Consider the following 22,923-nt stretch of genomic DNA (forward strand, 5'->3'; position numbering starts at 1 on the left):
AATGATAAATAAAGGGAAGAGCTGGCGTCTTGCCACGGTCGCGGCGGCGCTGATGATGGCAGGCTCTGCCTGGGCCACCGAGTATTCTGCCAGCTTCAAGAATGCCGACATCGAAGAGTTCATCAACACGGTCGGCAAGAACCTGAGCAAGACCATCATCATAGAGCCTTCGGTGCGCGGCAAGATCAACGTCCGCAGCTACGACCTGCTCAACGAAGAGCAGTATTACCAGTTCTTCCTGAGCGTGCTCGACGTCTATGGCTTTGCCGTTGTGCCCATGGATAACGGCGTGCTCAAGGTTGTGCGCTCCAAGGATGCCAAGACCTCGGCCATCCCCGTGGTGGATGAGACCAACCCGGGCATTGGCGACGAGATGGTGACCCGGGTGGTGCCGGTGCGCAATGTCTCGGTGCGTGAACTGGCCCCCTTGCTGCGTCAGCTCAACGACAACGCCGGTGGCGGCAACGTGGTGCATTACGATCCCTCCAACGTGCTGCTCATCACCGGCCGTGCCGCCGTGGTCAACCGTCTGGTGGAAGTGGTGCGCCGGGTCGACAAGGCGGGCGATCAGGAAGTGGACATCATCAAGTTGAGATATGCCTCCGCCGGCGAGATGGTGCGACTGGTGACCAACCTCAACAAGGATGGCAACACCCAGGGCGGCAACACTTCCCTGCTGCTGGCGCCCAAGGTAGTGGCCGATGAGCGCACCAATTCCGTGGTGGTCAGTGGTGAACCCAAGGCGCGGGCTCGCATCATACAGATGGTGCGCCAGCTCGACCGCGACCTGCAGAGCCAGGGCAATACCCGGGTCTTCTACCTCAAATATGGCAAGGCCAAGGACATGGTGGAGGTGCTCAAGGGCGTCAGCACCAGCATAGAAGCGGACAAGAAGGGGGGCGGCACCACGGCCGGTGGCGGCAACGCCAGCATAGGTGGTGGCAAGCTGGCCATCTCGGCCGACGAGACCACCAATGCGCTGGTCATCACGGCCCAGCCGGATGTGATGGCCGAGCTGGAGCAGGTGGTTGCCAAGTTGGATATCCGCCGTGCTCAGGTGCTGGTGGAGGCGATCATCGTCGAAATCGCCGACGGTGACGGCCTCAACCTGGGGGTTCAGTGGGCCAATACCAACGGTGGCGGAACCCAGTTTACCGACACTACTCTGCCCATTGGCTCGGTGGCCATCGCCGCCAAAGACTACAAGGATAATGGCACCACCACAGGTCTGGCTGCCTTGGCAAAAGACTTCAACGGCATGGCCGCCGGTTTCTACCATGGCAACTGGGCTGCACTGGTGACGGCGCTCTCCACCAACACCAAGAGCGATATTCTCTCCACCCCGAGTATCGTCACCATGGACAACAAGGAAGCCTCCTTCAACGTGGGTCAGGAAGTGCCGGTGCAGAGCGGCTCCCAGAGTTCCACCACCAGCGATCAGGTGTTCAATACCATAGAGCGCAAGACGGTGGGCACCAAGTTGACGGTGACGCCGCAAATAAACGAAGGGGATTCAGTGCTGCTCAATATCGAGCAGGAGGTCTCCAGTGTCGCGCAGAAACAGGCTACAGGTACGGCTACCTTGGGTCCCACCTTCGATACCCGCACCATCAAGAACGCCGTGCTGGTCAAAAGTGGCGAAACCGTGGTGCTGGGCGGTCTGATGGATGAGCAGACTCAGGAGAAGGTCTCCAAGGTGCCTTTGCTGGGCGACATTCCCGTGCTGGGCTACCTGTTCCGATCTACTTCCAACACCACCTCCAAGCGCAACCTGATGGTCTTTATCCGCCCCACCATATTGCGCGATGCCAACGTCTATTCGGGGATATCCAGCAACAAGTACACCCTGTTCCGCGCTCAACAGCTGGAGGCGGCGGCTCAAAAGGGATATGCCACCTCGCCGGATCGGCAGGTGCTGCCCGAATACGGGCAGGTGCTGCCCGAATACGGGCAGGATGTGGTCCAGTCGCCCGAGATACAGAAGCAGATCGAGCTGATGAAGGCCCGCCAGCAGGCGACGGCCGATGGAGCACAGCCGTTCGTACAGGGTAACAAGTAATGGCGGCGTACCAGCTTGATGGAACGGATCTGCCAGCAGCCCTGCCCGAGCTGCCGTTTGCCTTTGCCCGCAACTTCGGTGTCATTCTGACCGAACGGCAGGGGACTCCCTTGCTGCTCTGTCGTCAGGGGGTCGCGCCGCAAACCCTGCTGGAAGTTCGGCGGGTAGCGGGCTGCGCCTTCGAGGTGGAGCAGCTCGAGAACGATGCTTTTGAAGAGTTGCTGATGGCTCACTACCAGCGCGACTCTTCCGAGGCGCGCCAGCTGATGGAAGATCTCGGCAACGAGATGGACTTCTTTGCCCTGGCCGAAGAGCTGCCGCAAAGCGAGGATCTGCTGGACGCCGATGACGACGCCCCCATCATTCGCCTCATCAACGCCATGTTGAGCGAGGCGATAAAAGAGGAGGCGTCCGACATCCATATCGAGACCTTCGAACGGGTGCTGGTCATTCGCTTCCGCATCGATGGCGTGCTGCGGGAGATACTGCGTCCCCATCGCAAGCTGGCCTCCCTGCTGGTGTCGCGCATCAAGGTCATGTCGCGGATGGACATCGCCGAGAAGCGGGTCCCACAGGATGGCCGCATCTCATTGCGTATCGGTGGTCGGGCGGTGGACGTGCGGGTTTCGACCATGCCGTCCAGCTATGGCGAGCGGGTGGTATTGCGTCTGCTCGACAAGAACAACGTGCGCCTCGAGCTCAAGCAGCTCGGCATGACGCTGGCCAACCGCAACATCATCAGCGAACTCATTCGCAAGCCCCACGGCATCATATTGGTGACGGGCCCGACCGGTTCGGGCAAGTCCACCACCCTGTATGCGGCGCTCTCCGAGATCAACTCGCGGGACCGCAACATACTGACGGTGGAAGATCCCATCGAATATGACCTCGAAGGGGTGGGCCAGACCCAGGTCAACACCAAGGTGGACATGACCTTCGCCCGCGGCCTGCGCGCCATCTTGCGTCAGGACCCGGACGTGGTGATGGTGGGGGAAATCCGGGATCTGGAAACCGCCCAGATAGCGGTGCAGGCGTCGCTGACCGGTCACCTGGTGATGTCGACCCTGCACACCAACACTGCCATCGGCGCCATCACCCGAATGCGGGACATGGGGATAGAGCCTTTCCTGCTCTCCTCATCCTTGCTGGCGGTACTGGCCCAGCGGCTGGTGCGTACCCTCTGTCCCGATTGCCGCACTCCACGCCCCATCACTGAGCAGGAGCGGGAGGCCATGGGTATGGAGCTGGCGCCGGATCAGCAGGTGTGGCGCCCGGTTGGTTGCGAGCAGTGCAACCACACCGGCTATCGCGGCCGGACCGGTATTCACGAGCTGGTGGTGATCGACGAGGCGGTGCGCGAGGCGATCCACAGCGCCAGCGGCGAACTGGCCATAGAGCGGCTGATCCGCGGTCATACCCCCAGCATCCGCCGGGATGGCATCGACAAGGTGCTCAAGGGCCAGACCAGCCTTGAAGAAGTGCTGCGGGTGACCCGGGAAGATTGATGTTCGGTCAGGCAAGTGATTTGAATCGGGATAGCAAGACGTCACAGTGCTAGGGCAGAGGAGCAAGAGTATTGTCAGCATTTGAATACAAAGCCCTCGACAGCAAGGGGCGCCAGAAGCAGGGGGTGACCGAGGGCGATTCGGCCCGTCAGGTACGCCAGCAACTGCGCGAGCAGGGGCTGACCCCGCTCGAGGTGAACGAGACCACAGAGAAGGCAAAGCGGGAAGCGAATCGCTTCGTGCTGTTTCGCCGTGGTGCCTCCACTTCCGAGCTGGCCCTCATTACTCGCCAGTTGGCGACCCTGGTTGGTGCAGGCCTGACTATCGAAGAGGCGCTGCGGGCAGTGGCCGAGCAGTGCGAAAAGGCTCACTTGCGCAGCCTGGTGGCAACCGTGCGCAGCAAGGTGGTAGAAGGCTACTCGCTGGCCGATTCGCTGGGGGCCTTCCCCCACGTGTTCGATCAGCTGTTCCGCTCCATGGTGGCGGCAGGGGAGAAGTCCGGTCATCTGGAGAAGGTGCTGAACCGGCTCGCCGACTACACGGAGCAGCGCCAGCACATGCGCACCAAGCTGCTGCAGGCGATGATCTACCCCATAGTCCTCACTCTGGTGGCGGTCGGGGTCATTTCGATCCTGCTCACTGCCGTGGTACCCAAGGTGGTGGCCCAGTTTGAACACATGGGCCAGCAGTTGCCTGCGACGACCCGTTTCCTCATCGGCACCAGCGAGCTGATGCAGCATTACGGCCTCTGGTTCCTGCTGCTGCTGTTCCTGGGTGGCTTTGTCTGGCGCTGGTGGCTGACCGACGAGAAGCGTCGCCGTCACTGGCATCAGGTGATTCTGCGCTTGCCGGTCATAGGCCGGGTCAGCCGTGGTCTCAACACGGCCCGCTTCGCCCGCACCTTGAGCATCCTCAATGCCAGTGCCGTGCCCTTGCTGGAGGGGATGAAGATCGCCGGCGAAGTGCTCTCCAACGACTTTGCCCGCACGCGCATTGGTGAGGCCACCGAACGGGTACGTGAGGGGACCAGCCTGCGCAAGGCGCTGGATGAAACCAAGATTTTTCCGCCCATGATGCTGCACATGATCGCCTCCGGCGAGCAGAGCGGCGAGCTCGACAACATGCTGGAGCGGGCGGCGGACAACCAGGACAGGGAATTTGAAACCCAGGTGAACATAGCCCTCGGCGTGTTCGAGCCCCTGCTGGTGGTCTCCATGGCGGGGGTCGTGCTGTTTATCGTGATGTCGATCCTGCAGCCGATCCTCGAGCTCAACAACATGGTGAATCTGTAAGGTTCGGGTGTCCGAATACGCTTCGCTATTCGAACCTACAAATCCAATCGAACTCGCAGGTTCGATTAGCCGGCAGGCGTAATCGAACGATCGCGGTTTAACAGTTAATCGTTGATGGTTCATGCCATCTCATTTCGTTAGGGAGTAAGTCATGCAAAAGCGTCGTCAATCCGGTTTTACCCTGCTGGAAGTCATGGTGGTCATAGTGATCCTCGGGATCCTGGCCAGCCTGGTGGTGCCCAACCTGATGGGCAACAAGGAGAAGGCTGACCAGCAGAAAGCCGTCTCCGATATAGTGGCGCTGGAAAATGCCCTCGACATGTACAAGCTGGACAACAACCGTTACCCGACCACGGAGCAGGGCCTGGATGCGCTGGTCAACAAGCCGACCGCCGCCCCCGAGCCGCGCAGCTACCGTGACGGCGGCTACATCAAGCGCCTGCCGCAGGATCCCTGGGGCAATCCTTACCAGCTGCTGAGCCCGGGCCAGTTCGGCAAGATCGACATCTTCTCCATGGGGCTGGATGGCGAAGCCGGTACCGATGACGACATCGGCAACTGGAATCTGAAGGATTTCCAATAAGTGATTGATTGCGCTGCCATCAAGGTGCTGTGGGCGAGGCTGCCGTGAGGGGCTCCTCGTCTCGTCATCGCCAAGCCGGTTTCACCCTGCTGGAAGTATTGCTGGTGGCCATGCTGATGGGGCTGGTGGCCACTGCCGTCACCCTCAGCATGGGAGGGGCCAGAGGCGATCGCGAGCTCGACAAGCAGGCGCGCCGCTTCATGGCGACCCTGCAACAGGCGCAGGAGTATTCAGTGATGGATGGTCGGCTGGTGGGGCTGCGTATCGAGGCGAACGGCTGGCAGTTCATGCAGCGCGGGGCCAAGGATCGCAAATGGCAGGCGTTGACCGATGACAAGATCCTGGGGCAGGTCACACTGCCGGACGAGATGACGCTGGCCATCGAGCTGGAAGGGTTCAGCTGGCGGACCGAGTCCGACGAGAAAACCGAGCAGGGTCGGGACGAGAAGGAGCGCACGCCCCAGGTGCTGATCTTCCCCGGTGGCGAGCTCAGCCCTTTCGTATTGACCCTGACCCAGCAGAATGAGGACGTGCGCTACCTGCGGACTGTCAAGGCGGATGAATTCGGCCGTTTGCGACTGCTGCAGGACGAGGAGGAAGAGGAGTGAACGCCCGTGGCATGACATTGCTCGAGGTCATGGTTGCACTGGCGGTGTTTGCCATCGCGGGTCTTGCCGTGATGAAAACCGCCAGCGAACACCTCTCTGCACTCAGTTATCTGGAAGAGAAGACGCTGGCGACCTGGGTGGTGGAAAACCAGCTGGTGCAGCAGAAACTCGAAGCCAAGTGGCCCGGCGACAGCTGGGTGGAAGGGGACGAGAAGATGGCTGGGCAGACCTGGTATTGGCGCTATCGCGGCGTCGCCACCGCCGACAACAACTTCAAGGCACTGGATATGGAAGTGCGTACCGCCCCCAAGGCCGAGAGTCCTGTGGCCATGATCCGGACCTATATCAGCCGATGAGCCTGGTCAACGACACCCAAATGAAGTCCCGTCAGGGTGGTTTTACTCTGCTGGAGATGCTGGTGGCCATCGCCATCTTCGCCAGCCTCAGCATGGGCGCCTATCAGGTGCTGCAGGGGGTGCTCACCAGTGACGAGGTGGCCAAGAAGAAAGAGGCCCGTCTCTCCGAGTTGCAGCTGGCCTTCACCCTGATGGAGCGGGACATCACCCAGATGGTACCCCGCAGTGGCCGTATCGATGGCGAGAACAACAAGGTGCTGCTGGCGGCATCCCGTTTTGGCCAGCAGAGCGATGACTGGGGCATGGCCTTCATTCGCGGTGGCTGGCTCAATCCGGATGGTATGCTGCCACGCTCCGGTTTGCAGCGGGTTGGCTGGCGTCTCAAGGATCACAAGCTGGAGCGGCTGAGCTACCTCTATCCGGATCCGGTGATCGGCACAGAGCCGCGCATTCAGCCCATGCTGGATCGGGTGACGGCGCTGCGGCTCTATTTTTACGACAAGGGTGCCTGGAAGGAGGAGTGGACCCAGCGCAACGTGCTGCCTTACGGCCTGGCGGTGGAGCTGGATCTGGAGGATTACGGCACCATCCGCCGTCAGTTCCTCATCGGGGCCGGTGGCCAGAGGGCTGACAATGGTAATTGATCGTCGTTTTCCCCTGAGCGTTACTGAAGATGACGGCACAATTCGTCGCTGTCAGTGCCTGATAGGGGCCGGTGGCCAGAGGGCTGACAATGGCAACTAGGGGCAATCGGGGAGTGCACGCAGCCAGACCGGGTCGTCAGGGCGGCATGGCCCTGCTGGTAGTGCTGCTCATCTTGTCGGTGATGGTGATCATCGCCAGCAACATGAGCGGTCGCTTGCAGCTGGAACTGCGCCGCACCGGCAACCTCACTGCCGGCAAGCAGGCATGGTGGTATGCCATGTCGGCGGAGGCGCTGGTGAGCAAGGTGCTGGCTCAGGATTTTAAAGACGACCCCAATGTGGTGAGCCTGGGCCAGAACTGGGCCAGGCAGGATGCTGTCTTCCCGGTGGATGACGGCAAGCTGACCGGTCGGGTGCGGGATCTGCAATCCTGCTTCAACCTCAACAGCCTGAGCGTGCCCCTGAAAGACGGGGTGAGCGGCGATGACCTCGAGAAGCAGCCCTATCAGGTCAAGGCGTTTCGCGCCCTGCTCAAGCAGCTCGAAGTCGAGGATTACGAGGCGGTGCAGCTGACCGATGCCATCCGCGACTGGACCGACAAGGATACGGCGCTGGTCTCCAGCTACGGTGCCGAAGATGCCTATTACGAAGGGCTGACGCCCCCTTATCTGACCGCGAACCAGTGGATGATCAGCACGGATGAGCTGAGGGCAGTACGCGGTGTGAGTGCCAAACTGTATGCCCGGCTGGCGCCCTATGTGTGCGCCTTGCCGACCGACAAGCTGGTGGTGAATATCAACACCATCAAGCCGGATCAGGCCGCGCTGCTGGTGGCGCTTTATCAGGACAAGGTTGGTCTCGATGACGCCAAACGGGTGCTGACCAGCCGCCCCCAGAAGGGGTGGAAGGATAAGAAAGCGATGACGGATCAGATGCCGGTGCAGGTGAGCACCATCCAGGGGCTGGATGCGGCGCTGGACGTCAAGAGCAGCTATTTCGAAGCCAAATTGATCGCCGAAGTCGGTGATACCCGGGCCAGGCTGGAGAGTGTCTTCGTGCGTGGCAAGGACAACAAGCTGGTGATGCTGCGCCGCCTCAGCGGTGGCGCCGAATAACAAACAGGTGTGGGTGACGGCTGATGGCCGAACCCGCTCTGAATCCGTATTGGACAGCAGCCAAAGGCTGCGCTCCCGCCCATCCCCTGGATGCGGACGGGAATGGCAGGAGAGATATTTGTGAGCGAGAGTCTGGTCATCCGTCTGGGGACCAATGCGCAGCAACCGGTCGAGTGGCTGGTGTGGTCGGCGAAAGAGGAGGAGATCATTGCCTCTGGTACCCTGGCCTCGGCCCATGCCCTCGGCGAGCTGCGGGAGCGTGCCGGTGGCCGCCCCGTGGTGACCCTGGTGCCGGGCAGCGACCTTATCTTCCGGCGGGTTAGCCTGCCGGGCAAATACAGTCGCCAGGCCGCGGCCGCCTTGCCCTATCTGCTGGAGGAGCAAATCGCCTCCGATGTGGATGAGCTGCATCTGGTGGTGCTGGTCCACGAGGGCCACGATGTGGACCTGATGGCGGTCGACAAGGAGAAGATGCAGACCTGGCTGGGCTGGCTGGAGGCGGCGGGCCTCAAGAGCCAGCAACTGCTGCCGGACGTGCTGGCGCTGCCTCAGGCCGCAGACGGCTGGTCAGCCCTGCAACTGGGCAAGGAGTGGCTGCTGCGCCAGGGCCCTTGCCAGGGCATAGTGGCCGACGAGCCGCTGCTGGCCATGTTGCTGGCGGTCGAAGCCGAACCGGTCACCATCCACAGCCATACCCCGGTACCGCCGATCCCGAATGCCAATTGGCAGGCGGCGGATCCCGAACTGCCCATGCTGCTGCTGGCCAAAGGGGCGTTGAACTGTCAGGCCAACCTGTTGCAGGGCCCCTACCGGCCGCAAACCGAATACTCCCGTTACTGGTTGCAGTGGCGCAAGGTTGCCGTGGTCGCCGGCTTGCTGCTGTTGGTGGCGCTGACCCAGCGCGGTGTGCATCTCTATCAGCTGGCGGAGCAGGACAAGGCTCTCAAAGCCGAGATCCGGCAGGTCTACACCCGCATCTTCCCGGGGGAGACCCGCATCGTGAACGTGCGCAGCCAGATGGTTCAGCACCTCAAGTTGCTGGGGCAGACGCCGCAGGATGGCGTGCTCTTGTTGCTGACCGAACTGGCACCCACCTTCGCCGAGGTGCCGGGTCTCAAGCCGCAGGTGCTGCGTTTTGACGCCGCCCGGGGCGAGCTGAGATTGCAGGTGACTGCGCCCGGTTTCACCGAGATAGAGCGTTTTCGCGAGCTGGCGGGCAAGCGTTTCGAGGTGCAGCAGGGTGAGGTGCGCAGCACAGAAGGCAAGGTTGAGGGGGCACTGGTGCTGAAAGGTAAATCATCATGATGGACAAACTACAAGGCTGGTGGCGCAGTATCAGCGCCCGCGAGCAGCGGCTGGTGGCAGTAGGTGGCAGCTGCTTGCTGATCGGGCTCTTCTACTGGATCGTCTGGCAGCCCATCGCCAACCGCATCGCCGAGCGCGAGCGGCAGGTGCTGAGTCAGCAACAGACGCTCGCTTGGCTGAAAGAGAAGGGGGAAGAGGTGCTGGCGATGCAGGGCGGTCAGGGCCGCCAGATCGACACCAGCGGCACCCTGGAAGGTGTGGTGAACCGCACTGCCTTCAACCAGAAGATCAAGATTGCCCGTCTGCAACCCCAGGGTCAGGAGCTGCAGGTGTGGATCGACACAGTGCCGTTCGATGATCTGCTGATCTGGCTGGCGAGCCTAGCCGATCAGCACGGTGTACAGGTGCAGGTCATAGAGGTGGCCCGTGAGAATCTGGCCCCGGGTCTGGTCAAGGTCAGACGCTTGCAGTTGAGTCGTCCCCAATGACATCCAGCGGGCTGAGTGCCGCCGAGTGCCCGGTATTTCGTCCCTGTGGAGCTCCGGGCCTGGTCAAGGCCAGACATTTTCAGTTGAGTCATTTTCTATGAAGAAAAAAGTACTGATCGCCGCCCTGTTTCTGGTGGCCTATCTCGGTTTTCTGTTGGTGAAGCTGCCCGCTACTCTGGTGGTGAGCCATCTGCCGTTGCCGCCCAACCTGGTGCAGCTGGAAGGGGTGAGCGGCACCCTCTGGAGCGGCCAGGTCGCCCGGCTGCAATATGCCAGCGAGTCGCTGACCCAGCTGCGCTGGGAGCTCAACGGCTGGTCACTGCTGCGCTTCGCCCCTGAGGTCTTTCTGCGTTTCGGCGATCGCAGCGGCCTCAATGGCCAGGGTGTGGTCGGCTGGAACGGCGCCGCCTTTGGTCGCGACATTACCCTCAATGTGCCCGCACCCTGGGTGCTGGATCGGGTGCCCATGCGGCTGCCGTTCCCGCTGACGGTGGCGGGTCAGTTGCAGCTCAAGGTCGATCAGTTTGCCCAGGGCAACCCCTGGTGTGACAACCTCTACGGCAACCTCTATTGGTATGGCGCCGATGCAGACACCTCGGCCGGCAAGCTGCCGCTGGGGGATCCCGAGATCAAGCTGACCTGCATCGACTCCCGTCTGGTGGCCGAACTCAAGCAGAGCTCGGAGGCGGTGCAGGTGATGGGCAAACTGGAACTGCAGGCCAATCGCCAGTACCTGTTCCAGGGCTCTCTCAAACCTGGCCCTGAGCTGCCGGAAGAGATGAAGCAAGGATTGCCCTTCCTCGGTCAACCCGACGGTCAGGGCCGTTTCCCGCTGCGCTACCAGGGCCGTATCTGACGATACTGTCTGGTATTGTGGACGCATGATGAAAATAACCCCGCTTCTGCGGGGTTATGTCGTTATGGGGTTTGTATGTCGCCAACCGGCGCCGTGATCAGGTGGTTCAGAAAGAGATTGAACAACTCGGCGCGCGAGCCGAGCCGCAGCTTGCCATAGAGGTGCTTGCGGTGATTCTTCACAGTGCCGCCGCCAATCCCGAGCTCCGCGGCAATCGCCTCGGTATCCAATCCCTGCAGCAGCAACTCCGCCACCTGCCGCTCGCGCCGGGTGAGCAGATCCCCCCCGACACTCGACATAGCCTGCTCCACCGCACTCCGGAGGCTGGCGCTGTCTGGCAGCGCAGTGCTCTGGGCCAACAGCGGCTGGCTCTGCCGCCACTGCTGGCGACAGAGCGAATGCACCAGCGGGAACAGCTGCTCCAGCCTTACCAGCTCGTCACGGCTGAGGGTACTGCGCTTGTCGAGGCGACCGAAAAACAGCATCAGCGTCAGCCCGTCCCGCACCGGCAGGATCAGTCCCACCTCCTCCTGCCAGCCGGTGGCCTGATAGAAGTGATGGCGATATTCGGGATCGAGCCGCCCTTGGGAGACCTGCGCCAGGGTCCAGACGCCGGCAGGCAAGCCCTGCTCCAGCGCCTGCATAAAGGGATCCTGACTGAAGTGGCTGGTGAGGTAGCGATCAAACAGCAGATCCCGCTGATGATTGAGGTTGTCGTAGAGGTAGACGGGCCGCTGCCCCACCCCGAGCAGCAGGGCGCAATCAAACGCCACCTGCTGCTGGATCAGCCGCACCAGCGCCGCAGGAAAGGCGCTGCTATGCAGAGCATCGACCACCTCTGTCATGCTGCGGGTCAGGGCATCAGTGGCGAATGGCGGAGTCATGGTCGTTGAGTCACGGTGGTGGATTTCCGGTGGCGGGGAGCATCTCCCCACTATGGCTGGATGCTAGCACGAGAGTGGCAAAACTGTCCCTCAGGGGACATATCCGCCACCGACCAGAACAGCGAGGATGACGGCTTTCCCCCTGCTGTTGGAGCACCCATGATCAACCCCCACCTGCTCGATGAGCTGAGCCAGCGCGGCCTGGTGGCCCAGAATTCCGACCCGGCGGCCCTGGCCGACCACCTCGCCACCCCGCGCACCATCTATTGCGGGTTCGATCCCACCGCCGGCAGCCTGCATATCGGTCATCTGGTGCCGCTCTTGATGCTGCGCCGCTTTCAGTTGGCGGGCCACACCCCGGTGGCACTGGTGGGCGGGGCAACCGGCCTTATCGGCGATCCCAGCTTCAAGGCGACCGAGCGCAGCCTCAACAGCGCCGATACCGTGCTGGGTTGGGTCGCCAGCCTGTCGGCCCAGATCAGGGCGCTGCTGCCCGCCGATGACGGCCTGTCCGCCCCGCAACTGGTCAACAATGGCGACTGGATGGGGCAGATGTCCGCCCTCGATTTTCTGCGGGATATCGGCAAGCACTTCTCGGTCAACGCCATGCTGGCCCGCGAATCGGTGCGCCAGCGGCTGGCCCGTCCGGATCAGGGCATCTCGTTCACCGAGTTCTCCTACGCCCTGCTGCAATCCTACGACTTTGCGGTGCTGCACCAGCGGCTCGGCTGCACCCTGCAGATTGGCGGCAACGACCAGTGGGGCAATATCACCAGTGGCATGGATCTCACCCGTCGCCTCCATCAGGCGCAGGTGCACGGCATGACGTTGCCGCTCATCACCAAGGCGGACGGCACCAAGTTCGGCAAGACGGAGGGGGGCGCAGTCTGGCTGGATCCTGCGCTCACCTCGCCCTACGCCTTCTACCAGTTCTGGCTCGGCACCGCGGATGAGGATGTCTACCGCTTCCTGCGCTACTACAGCTTTATGTCGCTGAGCGAGATTGCCGAGCTGGAGGCGGAAGATGCCAAGCGGCAGGGGCGCAAGCAGGCCCAGCAGGTGTTGGCAAACGAGCTGACCGAACTGGTGCACGGCAAGGCGGCGCTGGCGGCGGTGCAGCGCATCAGCGAGCTGCTGTTTAGCGGCGACGTGGCCCGCCTCGGCGAGAGCGATCTGGCCCAGCTGGCGCAGGATGGCATGCCGAGCAGCACAGTCAGCGGCGAGACTGATCTGGTCAGCCTGCTGGTCAGCTGCGGTCTGGCGAACTCCAAACGCATCGCCCGCGAGCTGCTGGCGGCGGGGGCCATCAGCCTCAATGGCACCATCAGGCAGGATGAGCAGCTCAGTGCCGAGGAGCGGCTGTTTGACCGCTACCTGCTGCTGCGCAGGGGCAAGAAGCAGTACCAGCTGGTGGCGTGGTTGGGCTAGCCAGCTTCCCGACATCAACGAGAAAGGGCTGCCCGGGCAGCCCTTTCCATTGTGCGTCCCCGTCTGTCAGCCGCTTGGTATGCTGGGGAAGGCGGTGAATTCTGTCCCCGTATCGGCATCAAATAGTCAGCGGCAGCAATTCGGCGTAGTCACGGAATACATCGGGGAGGGTGGTGAATCCTGTCCCCGTATCGGTATCAAGTAGCCAGCGGCAGCAGTTCGGCGTAGTCACGGAATACATCGGGGAGGGTGGTGAATCCTGTCCCCGTATCGGTATCAAGTAGTCAGCGGCAGCAGTTCGGCATAGTCACGGATCGCCGGGAAGGCGGTGATGTGCTGCTCGGGCTGGCAACTGTCCGGATTCTGGATGGCAAGCTGATAGCCGATGCCGTAGTCGGCGGCGGCGCGCAGGATCCGCTCGCTGTCATCCACAAACAGGGTGCGGGCCGGATCGAACGCCAGTCGAGCAGCCAGCGCCTGCCAGCAGTGCTGGCTCTCCTTCGACCAGCCCAGCTCGTGGGTGCTCACCATCAGGTCCAGATGCCCGGCGAGCCCGAGCCGCGCCTCCTTGACCGACAGGCTGGCGGGGTGGGCGTTGGTAAACAGCACCAGCTGCTTGCCAGCCGCCCGCAGCTCGGCAAGGAAGGGGATGACGTTGGGCCGCCACTGGATCTTCTCCAGGATCTCCTGCTTGAGGGCGCGAATATCCAGCCCCAGGGTCTGGCTCCAGTAATCCACACAGTACCAGTCGAGGGTGCCGCTGACGGCGTGATAGTGGGCATCGATCTGTGCTCTGGCTTGGTCCAGCGGCAGGTCGAGTCGCTCTGCGTAGCGTGCCGGCACCAGTTGTTGCCAGAGGTGGTTGTCAAAATGGAGATCGATCAGGGTGCCATCCATATCGAGCAAAACAGTATCTATCTGGTGCCAGGGCAGCTGGGTCGGCATGGGGCCTCTTGGTGTCAATATTCGGGAGGAAAACGGGGCGGCATTATAACGGATTTTTCCGTCCGTTTTCCCGTCCTTGCCCCGTGGTGTTCGGTGTGGGAGTCGTTTACTCTTGAAGCACTATTTTTTAACGAGCAGCCAACGCCCGATGAGTGACCACCACAAGAGCAAGCCCGAGCATATCTGTGTCGAGACCCTGGATCTCGACAAGAACAAGCCGGAGATCCTCAAGGCCGAGATAGTGGCCGAGAGCCGGCTGTTCAAGGTGGAATCCCTGCACCTCAAATTCTCCAATGGCGAGGAGCGAGTTTATGAGCGGATGCGGGGAGGCAACCGGGGCGCCGTCATGGTGGTGCCCCTTTATGACGCCCACACCCTGCTGCTGGTGCGCGAGTACGCGGCTGGCACCCACTCCTACGAGCTGGGCTTTCCCAAGGGGCTGATCGACCCGGGTGAGAACGCCTTCGAGGCGGGCAACCGGGAGCTGATGGAGGAGGCCGGTTTTGGCGCCAACAGCCTGATCCCCCTCAAGCAGGTGTCACTGGCGCCGGGTTACTTCTCCAGCCGGATGGACATACTGCTGGCGAGGGATCTCTTCCCCGAGCAGCGGGTCGGCGATGAACCCGAGCCTCTGGAGGTGATCCCCTGGCCGCTCAACCGGATTGATGAATTGCTGGCGCGTTCCGACTTTACCGAGTCGCGCAGCATCAGTGCCCTGCTGCTGGCCCAGAAGTGGCTGGCGGAGCAGGAAAACTAGCCCGAACGTGGGCAAAGGCAATAAAAACAGAGGATAACAAGATGCAGGAGTTGTTGGCCTGGGTTCCAGGGGTCAAGGAGATCGCCCGCGAAGCGGGACGTATCCTTCACGAAATCTATCACGGCGGTCAGTTCGAGCGTCAGCTGAAGGAGGATGCGACCCCGGTCACCAGTGCCGATCTTGCTGCCGATGCCTACCTCAAACAGGCGCTGTCGGCGCTCACCCCCCATGTACCTGTGCTGACCGAAGAGGCGGCTGATGTGCCCTTCAGTCAGCGATCCAACTGGCGGCAGTACTGGTTGGTGGATCCCCTTGACGGCACCGGCGAGTTCATTGCCGGCAGCGGCGATTTCGCCACCCTGATCGCCCTGGTACGGGACAATGTGCCGGTGCTTGGTGTCATCTACGCCCCCGAGTCTGACGTGCTCTACTGGGCGGTGCGTGGTCACGGCGCCTTCAAGGAGGTGAACGGCGAGACCTTGCCCATCAGCGCCATGCATCACGAACATGACCAGCCAGACTCTCTGGTGGTGGCCATCAGCCGTCGCCAGAAGCTGGAGAATCTGACCCGTCGCCTCAATCCGGCCATCAACTACGAGCTGATACCGCTCGGTTCCAGCTCCCTCAAGTCCTGCCTGGTGGCGGAAGGGGCTGCAGATTGCTATGTGCGACTCGGCCCCACCGGCGAGTGGGATACCGCCGCTGCCCAGTGCATCGTCGAGGCGGCCGGTGGCCGTATCCTCAGCCTGGCGTTGCAACCGCTCAGCTACAACGAAACCGAGTCGCTGGAGAACCCGGACTTCATAGTGATGGGAGATCCGGATCTCGCCTGGGGCACTATTCTCGCTCACTGAGTTGCCTGACATGTCATCGCAAGACTCAATCAGGCGACCTCATGGTCGCCTGATTGTCTGGTGTGATCCGCTGCTTTTATCCGGCATGCATAGGAGTATCCACTGGCAAAGAACGTGAATGACAGTGGAACGTCATCATCGAGCGGGAAGATTTGGCATGGATTTTCAGGTAATCCTGCGAACGATCATTTGGTCAAAATAAAAAAGTGAGTATGGATGTAAATTTGGATTTATATATCGCAATTTTTCTGTTTTGTAGTTTTACACGATTATCCAATCCCGATTGAATTCCCTATCTCACTGGCTTGAGCGCGTTATGGTAGTGATATGTTTCAGTCCCTTATTTTGAGAATTAAATCCTGATAAACCACAATATGCTCAGATTAAAACACTGACAAAAAGTGGATTAGTAATGAGTTTATCTGTAGATGTCGTCAAGGAGCTGTCTGCTTCCCAGCCAGCCGTTACCAGCACTGCCCGTTGGCGCAGCCATGATACCCACTGGGTGATCAGCCTGTTTGGCACCGCAGTTGGTGCCGGCATACTCTTTCTGCCCATCAACCTGGGCCTGGGCGGTATCTGGCCCCTGGTCATAGTCGCCGTACTGGCTGGCCCCATGACCTTCCTGGCTCACCGCGGGCTGGCCCGCTTCGTGCTTTCTTCCTCCCGTCCTCATGCTGACTTCACCGAGGTGGCCGAGGAGCACTTCGGCAAGATGGCCGGTCGGCTCATCTCGGCGCTCTATTTCCTCTCCATCTTCCCCATACTGCTCATCTACGGCGTCGGGTTGACCAACACGGTCGAGAGCTTCATGGTCAACCAGCTCGGCATGGCGACCCCGAACCGGGTGATGCTCTCCGGCATGCTGGTGTTTGCCATGATCGCCGTGATGATGGCCGGGGAGAAGGCGATGTTGCGCGCTTTTGCCTTCATGGTCTATCCGCTGGCTGCCATTCTGGCGGCGCTTTCCTGCTATCTCATTCCCCAGTGGCAGTGGCCGGAAGTCACCGCCTTTGATGGCGGCAGCTTCCTTAATACCGTCTGGCTGGCACTGCCGGTGACAGTGTTTGCCTTCAGCCACGCCGCCGCCATCTCTGGCTTTGCCAATGTGCAGCGCCGGGAATATGGCGAGCAGGCCGAGGCCAAAAGCGGCCTGATCCTGCGCAACACCACCATAATGCTGGTGGGATTCGTGCTCTTCTTCGTCTTCTCCTGCGTGCTAAGCCTCACTCCGGCCCAGCTTGCCGAAGCCAAAGCCCAGAACGTCTCGGTGCTCTCCTATCTTGCCAACATCACCGACAACCCTGTGATAGTGACGCTAGGGCCGCTCATCGCCTTTATCGCCATCAGCTCCTCCTTCCTCGGCCATTTCCTCGGTGCCCGCGAGAGCCTCAAGAGCCTGATCGCCAAGCCCACCGGCCTGTCGCTGGCCAAGGCGGACAAGCTGGGCATCGCCCTGATGTTCTTTGCCATCTGGGGTGCAGCCGTCATCAACCCGGGTATCCTGGGTCTGATGGAGACCCTCTCCGGCCCCGTCATCGCCATGATCCTCTTCATCATGCCGGTGATAGCGGTCTACAAGGTGGAGGCGCTGGCCCGCTTCCGCCAGGGCTGGACCAACGGCTTTATCCTGCTGACCGGGGCGCTGGCGGTGTCGGCGCTGATCTTCAGCCTGTTGAAGTAACGGCGAGCGGCGGTAAAAAATGAGAGAGGCGACCCCGGAGTCGCCTCTCTCATTTCATGGGGCCAATGGTATCAGCCCAGCTTGGCGCCATTCTCCACCTCCCGCTCCGGGATGGCCATTACCACGGCGCCATCCGCCCGGTAGAAACCGGTCAGTAGAAACTCCGACTGGATGGGGCCTATCTGTTTGGGGGGAAAGTTCACCACGGCGACTATCTGGCGGCCCACCAGCTCCTCAGGTCGATAGAGGTCCGTTATCTGGGCGCTGCTCTTGCGTACCCCGAGCTCGGGACCGAAATCCGCCCACACCTTGTAGGCGGGCCGGCGTGCCTCGGGGCAGGGCTCGACCCGCACCAGGGTGCCCACTCTCAGCTCTATCATCTCGAACTGCTGCCAGCTTATGGTCTGCATCTTGGCTCCTCGTTTCATACACCTTGCATTGGCCTCAGCATGCCTCGAAACGGCGCTGGCTGTCTTCGGTGACTGGCCGCCCTGTTACGGCAAAAGGCCGTTTTGCTGGCGCCAGAGGGAAGGGGTCAGCCCGCTCTCGGTCAGGAAGCGCTCGGCGAAGGCTCCCTGATTCTGGTAGCCGCAGCGACTGGCGATCTCGCCTATGGGCAGTTGGGTGTGGGAAAGCAGGGTGCGTGCCAGTGTCATGCGCCGTGCCCGTATGTAGTGGGAGACGCTCATCCCCAGCTGCTGGCGAAAGGTGTGCTTGAACTGACTCTGACCGAGGCAGGCGATGGCGGCGAGCTGCTCATTGCCAAGGGGCTCGGCGAGATGGGCCTCGATATGGCGCTGCACCTTGAAGATACGGGCGGCAAGGCGAGGAGGTACAGAGGAGTGCATTTCTTGCCCTTGTGCCAGCAGGGAGAGCCACACCTGCTCCATCCCGGCGACCTGTCGACCCGCTGCCACCATGCGGTGCAGGAAGGCGAGGTAGTGGCGCTGGGGCTCGTCCAGCTCGATAAAGGGGCGGGCCGCCAGATCGCCGGGGAGCCAGTCGCTCTCCTGCACCAGAAACGAGAGGGCCGGATCGGCGGCGTAGTCGTGCCGCTCGCCGGGGGCTATCACGCAGATAAAACCGGGGGCAAGGCGACGTCCCTGGCCCTGCACCTCGATCTCGAGGGGGCCGTCCAGGGGGATCACCAGCTGGGCGAAGTCGTGGCTGTGGCTGCTGATGTCGCTCTGGTAGTGGCGCAGGCTGAAGGGGGAGGAGGTAGATAGCAATGACGCGGCCTGGGGCCGCGTCATCTTCAAAGAGGGATTGCTGTTTGGCATAGGTCGCAGGTATTACTCTGCGTCGAAATCTTCGATCTCTTTGCCCAGCGCTTCCATGATGGCGCGCACCTCGGCGGGGACGCTGTCCGGATGATCCTTGCGCAGATCGTCGTCGCAGGGCAGCGGCTGACCGGTGAAAGCGTGCAGGAAGGCTTCACAGAGCAGCTCACTGTTGGTCGCATGACGCAGGTTGTTCACCTGGCGACGGGTGCGCTCATCGGTCAACACCTTCAACACCTTGAGCGGGATCGAGACAGTAATCTTCTTGACCTGTTCGCTCTTCTTGCCGTGTTCTGCGTAGGGGCTGACGTAGTCGCCGTTCCACTCTGTACCCATGATTCACCTGTTCTCATTTGGCCGTGAGCGCGGATTTTAACCCTTAAGGAAATTAATGGCAATCCAACAGCAAAGCCATTTAGACGTCCAGAAGTGTTGACGGCTTTTTTGCAGTGGCGTAGTGTGGTTCACCATGAGCCAGCAATGGCGGGGATGAGTGTGGCAGAGAAGCCGCAGACACAGTCCCGAGACACATCAAGGAGAGCGGAAATGACCCACAAGGCTACCCTGCCGGTACGTTGCATCGGAAATCGAGCCGGATCAATCGCCCAGTCACAAAGCCAAGGAGAGCAGCATGAGTCATAAGGCCACCCTGGCGGTACGCACCGGGATTGAAACAGACACGCAGCACGGTGCCGTGGTGCCGCCCATTTACCTCTCCAGCAACTACACATTTGCCGACTTTGGCGAGCCTCGTCAATACGATTATGCCCGCTCCGGCAACCCGACCCGCACCAATCTGGCGGACGCCCTGGCGGCGCTGGAAGGAGGCGCTGGCGCCGTTGTGACCGGCACTGGCATGGGGGCCATTCATCTGGTGACCACGGCTCTGCTCAAGGCGGCGGATCTGCTGATCGCCCCTCACGACTGTTACGGCGGTACCTGGCGCCTGTTCGAGTATCTGGCTGCCAAGGGCCACTATCGGGTGCAGTTTGTCGATCAGGGTGATGAGGCCGCACTGGCAGAGGCGCTGACACAGAAGCCGGCGCTGGTGTGGGTGGAGACCCCTTCCAACCCCTTGCTGCGGGTAGTGGACATCGCCGCCATCGCCGCCGCCGCCCATGAGGTGGGTGCCCAGGTGGTGGTGGACAACACCTTCCTCTCTCCGCTGCTGCAACAGCCGTTGTCGCTGGGTGCCGATGTTGTGGTGCACTCCACCACCAAGTACATCAATGGCCACTCCGATGTGGTGGGGGGCGTGGCCATTGCCAAGGATCCCGCGCTGGCTGAATCACTGGTATGGTGGGCCAACTGTCTGGGACTCACCTCCGGGGCGTTCGACTCCTACCTCACCCTGCGCGGCCTGCGCACCCTGGCTCCCAGATTGCGCGCCCATCAGGAGAACACGGATCGCATTCTCGCCTTTCTGCAGCAACAGCCGCTGGTCAAAAAAATCTATCATCCCAGCCTGCAGAGCCATCCAGGCCATGATATTGCGCGCCGTCAACAGTCCGGCTTCGGCGCCATGCTAAGTTTTGAACTCGATTGCAGCGAGGCGGGATTACGCACCTTCCTCGCGGCCCTCACCCTCTTTTCGGTAGCCGAGTCCCTCGGCGGGGTGGAGAGTCTGGTGGCCCATCCGGCCAGCATGACCCACAGGGCCATGACACCGGCGGCGCAGCAGGCGGCGGGCATCAGCGCCCAGCTGCTGCGGCTGTCGGTAGGTATTGAACACGGTGAAGATCTGGTGGCCGATCTGGCTCAGGCTTTTGAACAGGCGCAGCTGGCAGAACAGGTGGCGAAGTAATGGAACAGCAGCAAGGAGATATAGCGGTGGCAACACAAGCAGGGTTGAAGCGGCGGCAGGTACACAAATTCGGTGGCAGCAGTCTGGCGGATCCGGTCTGCTATCGCCGGGTCGCCGCTATCGTCGAACAGCAGGTTGGCGGGGATGAGCTCGTCGTGGTCTCCGCCGCCGGCAAGACCACCAACCGCTTGATCCAGCTGGTGGAGCTGGCCGATGCGGGGGATGAGGCGGCCGGTGAAGCCATCTCTGCGCTGCAAGCCTATCAGCAGAGCCTCATCGATGGCCTGCTGGAGGGAGAGCTGCAGCTCGATCTCAGCCAGCAGCTGGCCGACGACATGCAGCTGATCGCCAAGACCCTGGAGGGGCAGTTTGACCGCTTCGCCCGCAACGGCCTGCTCGCCTTTGGCGAAGTGTGGTCGGCGCGCCTGCTGGCCGCCCTGCTCACCAGCCGCGGTGAGAAGGCCATCTGGCTTGATGCCCGCAGCTTCCTGCGTGCCGAGGATGGTGCCCTGGTCAAGGTGGATACGGCCCTTTCCAGTGAACTGCTCAAGGCCCGTCTGGCCGAACATGCCGGTCGCATCGTGGTGACAGGTTTCATCGCCGCCGACATGGAGGGGCGCTCCCTGCTGCTCGGGCGCAACGGCTCCGACTACAGCGCCAGCCTCTTGGCAGCCCTGGCTGATGGCGAATCCACCACCATCTGGAGCGACGTGGCCGGTGTCTACAGCGCCGATCCGCGCCGGGTGAAGGAGGCGCGCCTGCTGGAGCGTCTCAGTCTGGCAGAAGCAAACGAGCTGGCTCGCCTCGGTTCGTCCGTACTGCACTCCCGTACCCTGCAACCGGTGGCGGACAGTCGCCAGCGTCTCACCCTGCGCTGCAGCTACAACCCGGATGAGGGCTGCACTCACATACTGCGCCGGGCACCGCGCTCCGGTGGTGCCCGCATCGTCTCTTCGGTGGATCAGATCGCTCTCATCGAGCTGAAAGTGTTGCCGCAGACCCACTATGAGCAGACGGTAGCGGCCATCGAAGCCCATCTGGCCCGTCATCGCCTCAATCCGCTCACCCTGCAGCGCCAGCCTGATCGGCGGGTGCTGCGTCTGGCCTATACCCTGGAAGTGGCGGAAGGGGCCTTCGAGATACTGCGTGACTTCCAGCTGCAGGGCAGCTTCACCGGTCTCATCCAGAAAGAGGGGTTCAGTCTGGTGGCCCTGGTGGGCGCCGGTGTCACCGACAACGCAGAGCAGTGTCACCGCTTCTATCAGTTGCTGGCGGATCAGCCGCTGGAGTTCGTGCAGGTGGCCAGAGATGGCCTGAGCCTGGTGGCCGTGCTGCGTCAGGTGGTGCTGGAGCCCCTGCTCATCGCCTTGCACAGCGCCCTGTTCAGTCGCCCTACCCGGGTCGGGCTGGTGGTATTTGGCAAGGGCAACATAGGCGGCCACTGGCTCACCCTCTATGCCCGCGAGAAGGCGCGGCTCGAACGTGAGCTCAATCTGGCGTTGACCCTGTACGGGGTGTTCAGCTCGGAAGGGGGGCTGCTGGACGAAGAGGGGCTGGATCCCCTCAAGGTGCAGGACAAATTCAACCCCAAACCGCTGATCTGGCCCGAACTGCTGACCCAGCTGGAGCAGCACAGTTTCGATACGCTGATTGCCCTGGACTTGACCGCCAGCGAGACGGTGAGTCGCTACTACCCGGATTTTGCCCAGCTCGGTATTCACATCATCGCCGCCAACAAGTTTGCCGGTGCCGCCGAGAGCGAGTTCTACCAGCGCATCAAGCAGACCTGCCGCGATCATCAGGTGCAGTGGCGCTACAACGCCACCGTGGGCGCCGGGCTGCCGATCCAGTCCAGCATCCAGATGCTGCGCCAGAGCGGCGACCGCATTCAGGGGGTCTCGGGTATTTTCTCCGGCACCCTCTCCTGGCTGTTCCAGCAGTATGACGGCACTCGCCCCTTCTCCGAGCTGGTGGACGAGGCGTGGCAACACGGCCTGACCGAGCCGGACCCCCGCGAGGATCTCTCCGGCCAGGATGTGCGCCGCAAGCTGCTGATCCTGGCGCGGGAGGCGGGTTTCGAGCTGGATTCCGCCGATATCGAACTGGAAAACCTGGTGCCGGTGACACTGCGCAAGGTGAGCACGGATCAGTTCATGGACAGGCTGAAAGAGCTGGATGACCCGATCCAGACCGCATTTGAAGGGGCGCGTCGGGTTGGCAAGGTGCTGCGCTACGTCGCCCGCTTCGAGCACGATGGCAAGGCCAGGGTCGGGCTGGAGGCGCTGGAGCCTCACCACCCGTTCGCCAATTTGCTGCCTTGTGACAACGTGTTCGCCATCGAGAGCGACAGCTATCGTACCAACCCGCTGGTGATACAGGGGCCGGGGGCAGGGCGGGAAGTAACGGCCGCCGCCATCCAGTACGACCTGTGGCAGATCTGCGCCAGCCTCTGAGGTGAGAAGAGTGACGCTCGGAT

At 61.8% G+C, this 22,923-nt stretch carries 22 protein-coding genes; 17 read left to right on the plus strand and 5 right to left on the minus strand.

Translation table 11 applies throughout. From position 1 onward, the window contains the following. The first annotated feature begins 1 nt into the window (after position 1). From exeD to exeN, 11 genes are all read left to right on the plus strand, one after another. Entirely contained in the window at positions 2-2,059 is a 2,058-nt protein-coding gene (gene exeD / locus AC1P02_RS07810; RefSeq protein WP_485184833.1) for a GspD family T2SS secretin variant ExeD, read from the plus strand. Continuing rightward, positions 2,059-3,564: a GspE family T2SS ATPase variant ExeE gene (gene exeE / locus AC1P02_RS07815; RefSeq protein ID WP_087757111.1), complete on the plus strand. Its 1,506-nt coding sequence runs from the start codon at positions 2,059-2,061 to the stop codon at positions 3,562-3,564. Before exeD ends, exeE begins: the two co-directional genes overlap by 1 nt. A gap of 71 nt (positions 3,565-3,635) precedes the next feature. Beyond that, a complete protein-coding gene (exeF, locus tag AC1P02_RS07820) occupies positions 3,636-4,856 on the plus strand; it encodes a GspF family T2SS innner membrane protein variant ExeF (RefSeq protein ID WP_021139456.1) in 1,221 nt (406 codons plus the stop codon). A 151-nt stretch (positions 4,857-5,007) separates the two neighbouring features. Continuing rightward, a complete protein-coding gene (exeG, locus tag AC1P02_RS07825) occupies positions 5,008-5,439 on the plus strand; it encodes a GspG family T2SS major pseudopilin variant ExeG (RefSeq protein ID WP_005315859.1) in 432 nt (143 codons plus the stop codon). A gap of 44 nt (positions 5,440-5,483) precedes the next feature. Next, positions 5,484-6,047, plus strand: a complete 564-nt coding sequence (gene exeH / locus AC1P02_RS07830) for a GspH family T2SS minor pseudopilin variant ExeH (protein ID WP_059113750.1) — start codon at positions 5,484-5,486, stop codon at positions 6,045-6,047. Beyond that, positions 6,044-6,403, plus strand: coding sequence for a GspI family T2SS minor pseudopilin variant ExeI (exeI, locus tag AC1P02_RS07835; protein WP_021139454.1), 360 nt, complete (start codon positions 6,044-6,046; stop codon positions 6,401-6,403). Before exeH ends, exeI begins: the two co-directional genes overlap by 4 nt. A 20-nt stretch (positions 6,404-6,423) precedes the next feature. Beyond that, on the plus strand, positions 6,424-7,047 hold the full coding sequence (gene exeJ / locus AC1P02_RS07840; protein WP_087757458.1) for a GspJ family T2SS minor pseudopilin variant ExeJ: 624 nt from the start codon (positions 6,424-6,426) through the stop codon (positions 7,045-7,047). 89 nt (positions 7,048-7,136) lie between these two features. Continuing rightward, entirely contained in the window at positions 7,137-8,162 is a 1,026-nt protein-coding gene (exeK, locus tag AC1P02_RS07845) for a GspK family T2SS minor pseudopilin variant ExeK (RefSeq protein ID WP_485184838.1), read from the plus strand. A 120-nt stretch (positions 8,163-8,282) separates the two neighbouring features. Further along, the gene (gene exeL, locus AC1P02_RS07850) at positions 8,283-9,467 is read left to right on the plus strand and encodes a GspL family type II secretion system protein ExeL (protein ID WP_485184840.1); all 1,185 of its coding nucleotides are present in this window, start codon (positions 8,283-8,285) and stop codon (positions 9,465-9,467) included. After that, positions 9,464-9,955 carry a GspM family type II secretion system protein ExeM gene (gene exeM, locus AC1P02_RS07855; RefSeq protein ID WP_485184842.1) on the plus strand — a complete coding sequence of 164 codons (492 nt, stop codon included), beginning with the start codon at positions 9,464-9,466 and terminating at the stop codon, positions 9,953-9,955. Before exeL ends, exeM begins: the two co-directional genes overlap by 4 nt. Positions 9,956-10,052: 97 nt before the next feature. Continuing rightward, a complete protein-coding gene (gene exeN / locus AC1P02_RS07860) occupies positions 10,053-10,811 on the plus strand; it encodes a GspN family type II secretion system protein ExeN (RefSeq protein ID WP_485184844.1) in 759 nt (252 codons plus the stop codon). A 62-nt stretch (positions 10,812-10,873) separates the two neighbouring features. Here exeN and AC1P02_RS07865 read toward each other — a convergent pair whose 3' ends face one another. Continuing rightward, positions 10,874-11,695, minus strand: coding sequence for a helix-turn-helix transcriptional regulator (locus tag AC1P02_RS07865; RefSeq protein ID WP_485184846.1), 822 nt, complete (start codon positions 11,693-11,695; stop codon positions 10,874-10,876). Between the two features lie 159 nt (positions 11,696-11,854). On the opposite strand from AC1P02_RS07865, the gene tyrS reads away from it, so the two are divergent. Continuing rightward, positions 11,855-13,123, plus strand: coding sequence for a tyrosine--tRNA ligase (gene tyrS, locus AC1P02_RS07870; RefSeq protein WP_485184848.1), 1,269 nt, complete (start codon positions 11,855-11,857; stop codon positions 13,121-13,123). A gap of 276 nt (positions 13,124-13,399) precedes the next feature. On the opposite strand, the gene yrfG is transcribed toward tyrS, so the two are convergent. Next, positions 13,400-14,068, minus strand: a complete 669-nt coding sequence (gene yrfG / locus AC1P02_RS07875; protein WP_485184850.1) for a GMP/IMP nucleotidase — start codon at positions 14,066-14,068, stop codon at positions 13,400-13,402. A 148-nt stretch (positions 14,069-14,216) separates the two neighbouring features. Between yrfG and nudE the strand changes: the two genes are divergently transcribed. The 3 genes from nudE (at position 14,217) to AC1P02_RS07890 (ending at position 17,363) form a co-directional block, all read left to right on the plus strand. Continuing rightward, positions 14,217-14,825, plus strand: a complete 609-nt coding sequence (gene nudE, locus AC1P02_RS07880; protein ID WP_058394900.1) for an ADP compounds hydrolase NudE — start codon at positions 14,217-14,219, stop codon at positions 14,823-14,825. A 41-nt stretch (positions 14,826-14,866) separates the two neighbouring features. Continuing rightward, the gene (gene cysQ, locus AC1P02_RS07885; RefSeq protein ID WP_005315821.1) at positions 14,867-15,679 is read left to right on the plus strand and encodes a 3'(2'),5'-bisphosphate nucleotidase CysQ; all 813 of its coding nucleotides are present in this window, start codon (positions 14,867-14,869) and stop codon (positions 15,677-15,679) included. A 412-nt stretch (positions 15,680-16,091) separates the two neighbouring features. Further along, a complete protein-coding gene (locus tag AC1P02_RS07890) occupies positions 16,092-17,363 on the plus strand; it encodes an aromatic amino acid transport family protein (RefSeq protein ID WP_373967264.1) in 1,272 nt (423 codons plus the stop codon). 71 nt (positions 17,364-17,434) lie between these two features. On the opposite strand, the gene AC1P02_RS07895 is transcribed toward AC1P02_RS07890, so the two are convergent. From AC1P02_RS07895 to metJ, 3 genes are all read right to left on the minus strand, one after another. Next, positions 17,435-17,773: a tRNA-binding protein gene (locus AC1P02_RS07895; RefSeq protein WP_485184853.1), complete on the minus strand. Its 339-nt coding sequence runs from the start codon at positions 17,771-17,773 to the stop codon at positions 17,435-17,437. Positions 17,774-17,857: 84 nt separating this feature from the next. Beyond that, the gene (locus tag AC1P02_RS07900) at positions 17,858-18,616 is read right to left on the minus strand and encodes an AraC family transcriptional regulator (RefSeq protein WP_485185436.1); all 759 of its coding nucleotides are present in this window, start codon (positions 18,614-18,616) and stop codon (positions 17,858-17,860) included. Positions 18,617-18,655: 39 nt separating this feature from the next. Then, positions 18,656-18,979: a met regulon transcriptional regulator MetJ gene (metJ, locus tag AC1P02_RS07905; protein ID WP_005315809.1), complete on the minus strand. Its 324-nt coding sequence runs from the start codon at positions 18,977-18,979 to the stop codon at positions 18,656-18,658. 295 nt (positions 18,980-19,274) lie between these two features. Here metJ and metB point away from each other — a divergent pair, with 295 nt between their 5' ends. Together metB and AC1P02_RS07915 are read left to right on the plus strand one after the other, a co-directional pair. Then, positions 19,275-20,447: a cystathionine gamma-synthase gene (gene metB / locus AC1P02_RS07910; RefSeq protein ID WP_219591340.1), complete on the plus strand. Its 1,173-nt coding sequence runs from the start codon at positions 19,275-19,277 to the stop codon at positions 20,445-20,447. Next, entirely contained in the window at positions 20,447-22,900 is a 2,454-nt protein-coding gene (locus tag AC1P02_RS07915; protein ID WP_485184855.1) for a bifunctional aspartate kinase/homoserine dehydrogenase II, read from the plus strand. The genes metB and AC1P02_RS07915 overlap by 1 nt, the downstream gene beginning before the upstream one ends. The last annotated feature ends 23 nt before the right edge of the window (positions 22,901-22,923 follow it).

It is taken from the genome of Aeromonas sp. TS_SC_11, from assembly GCF_057318915.1.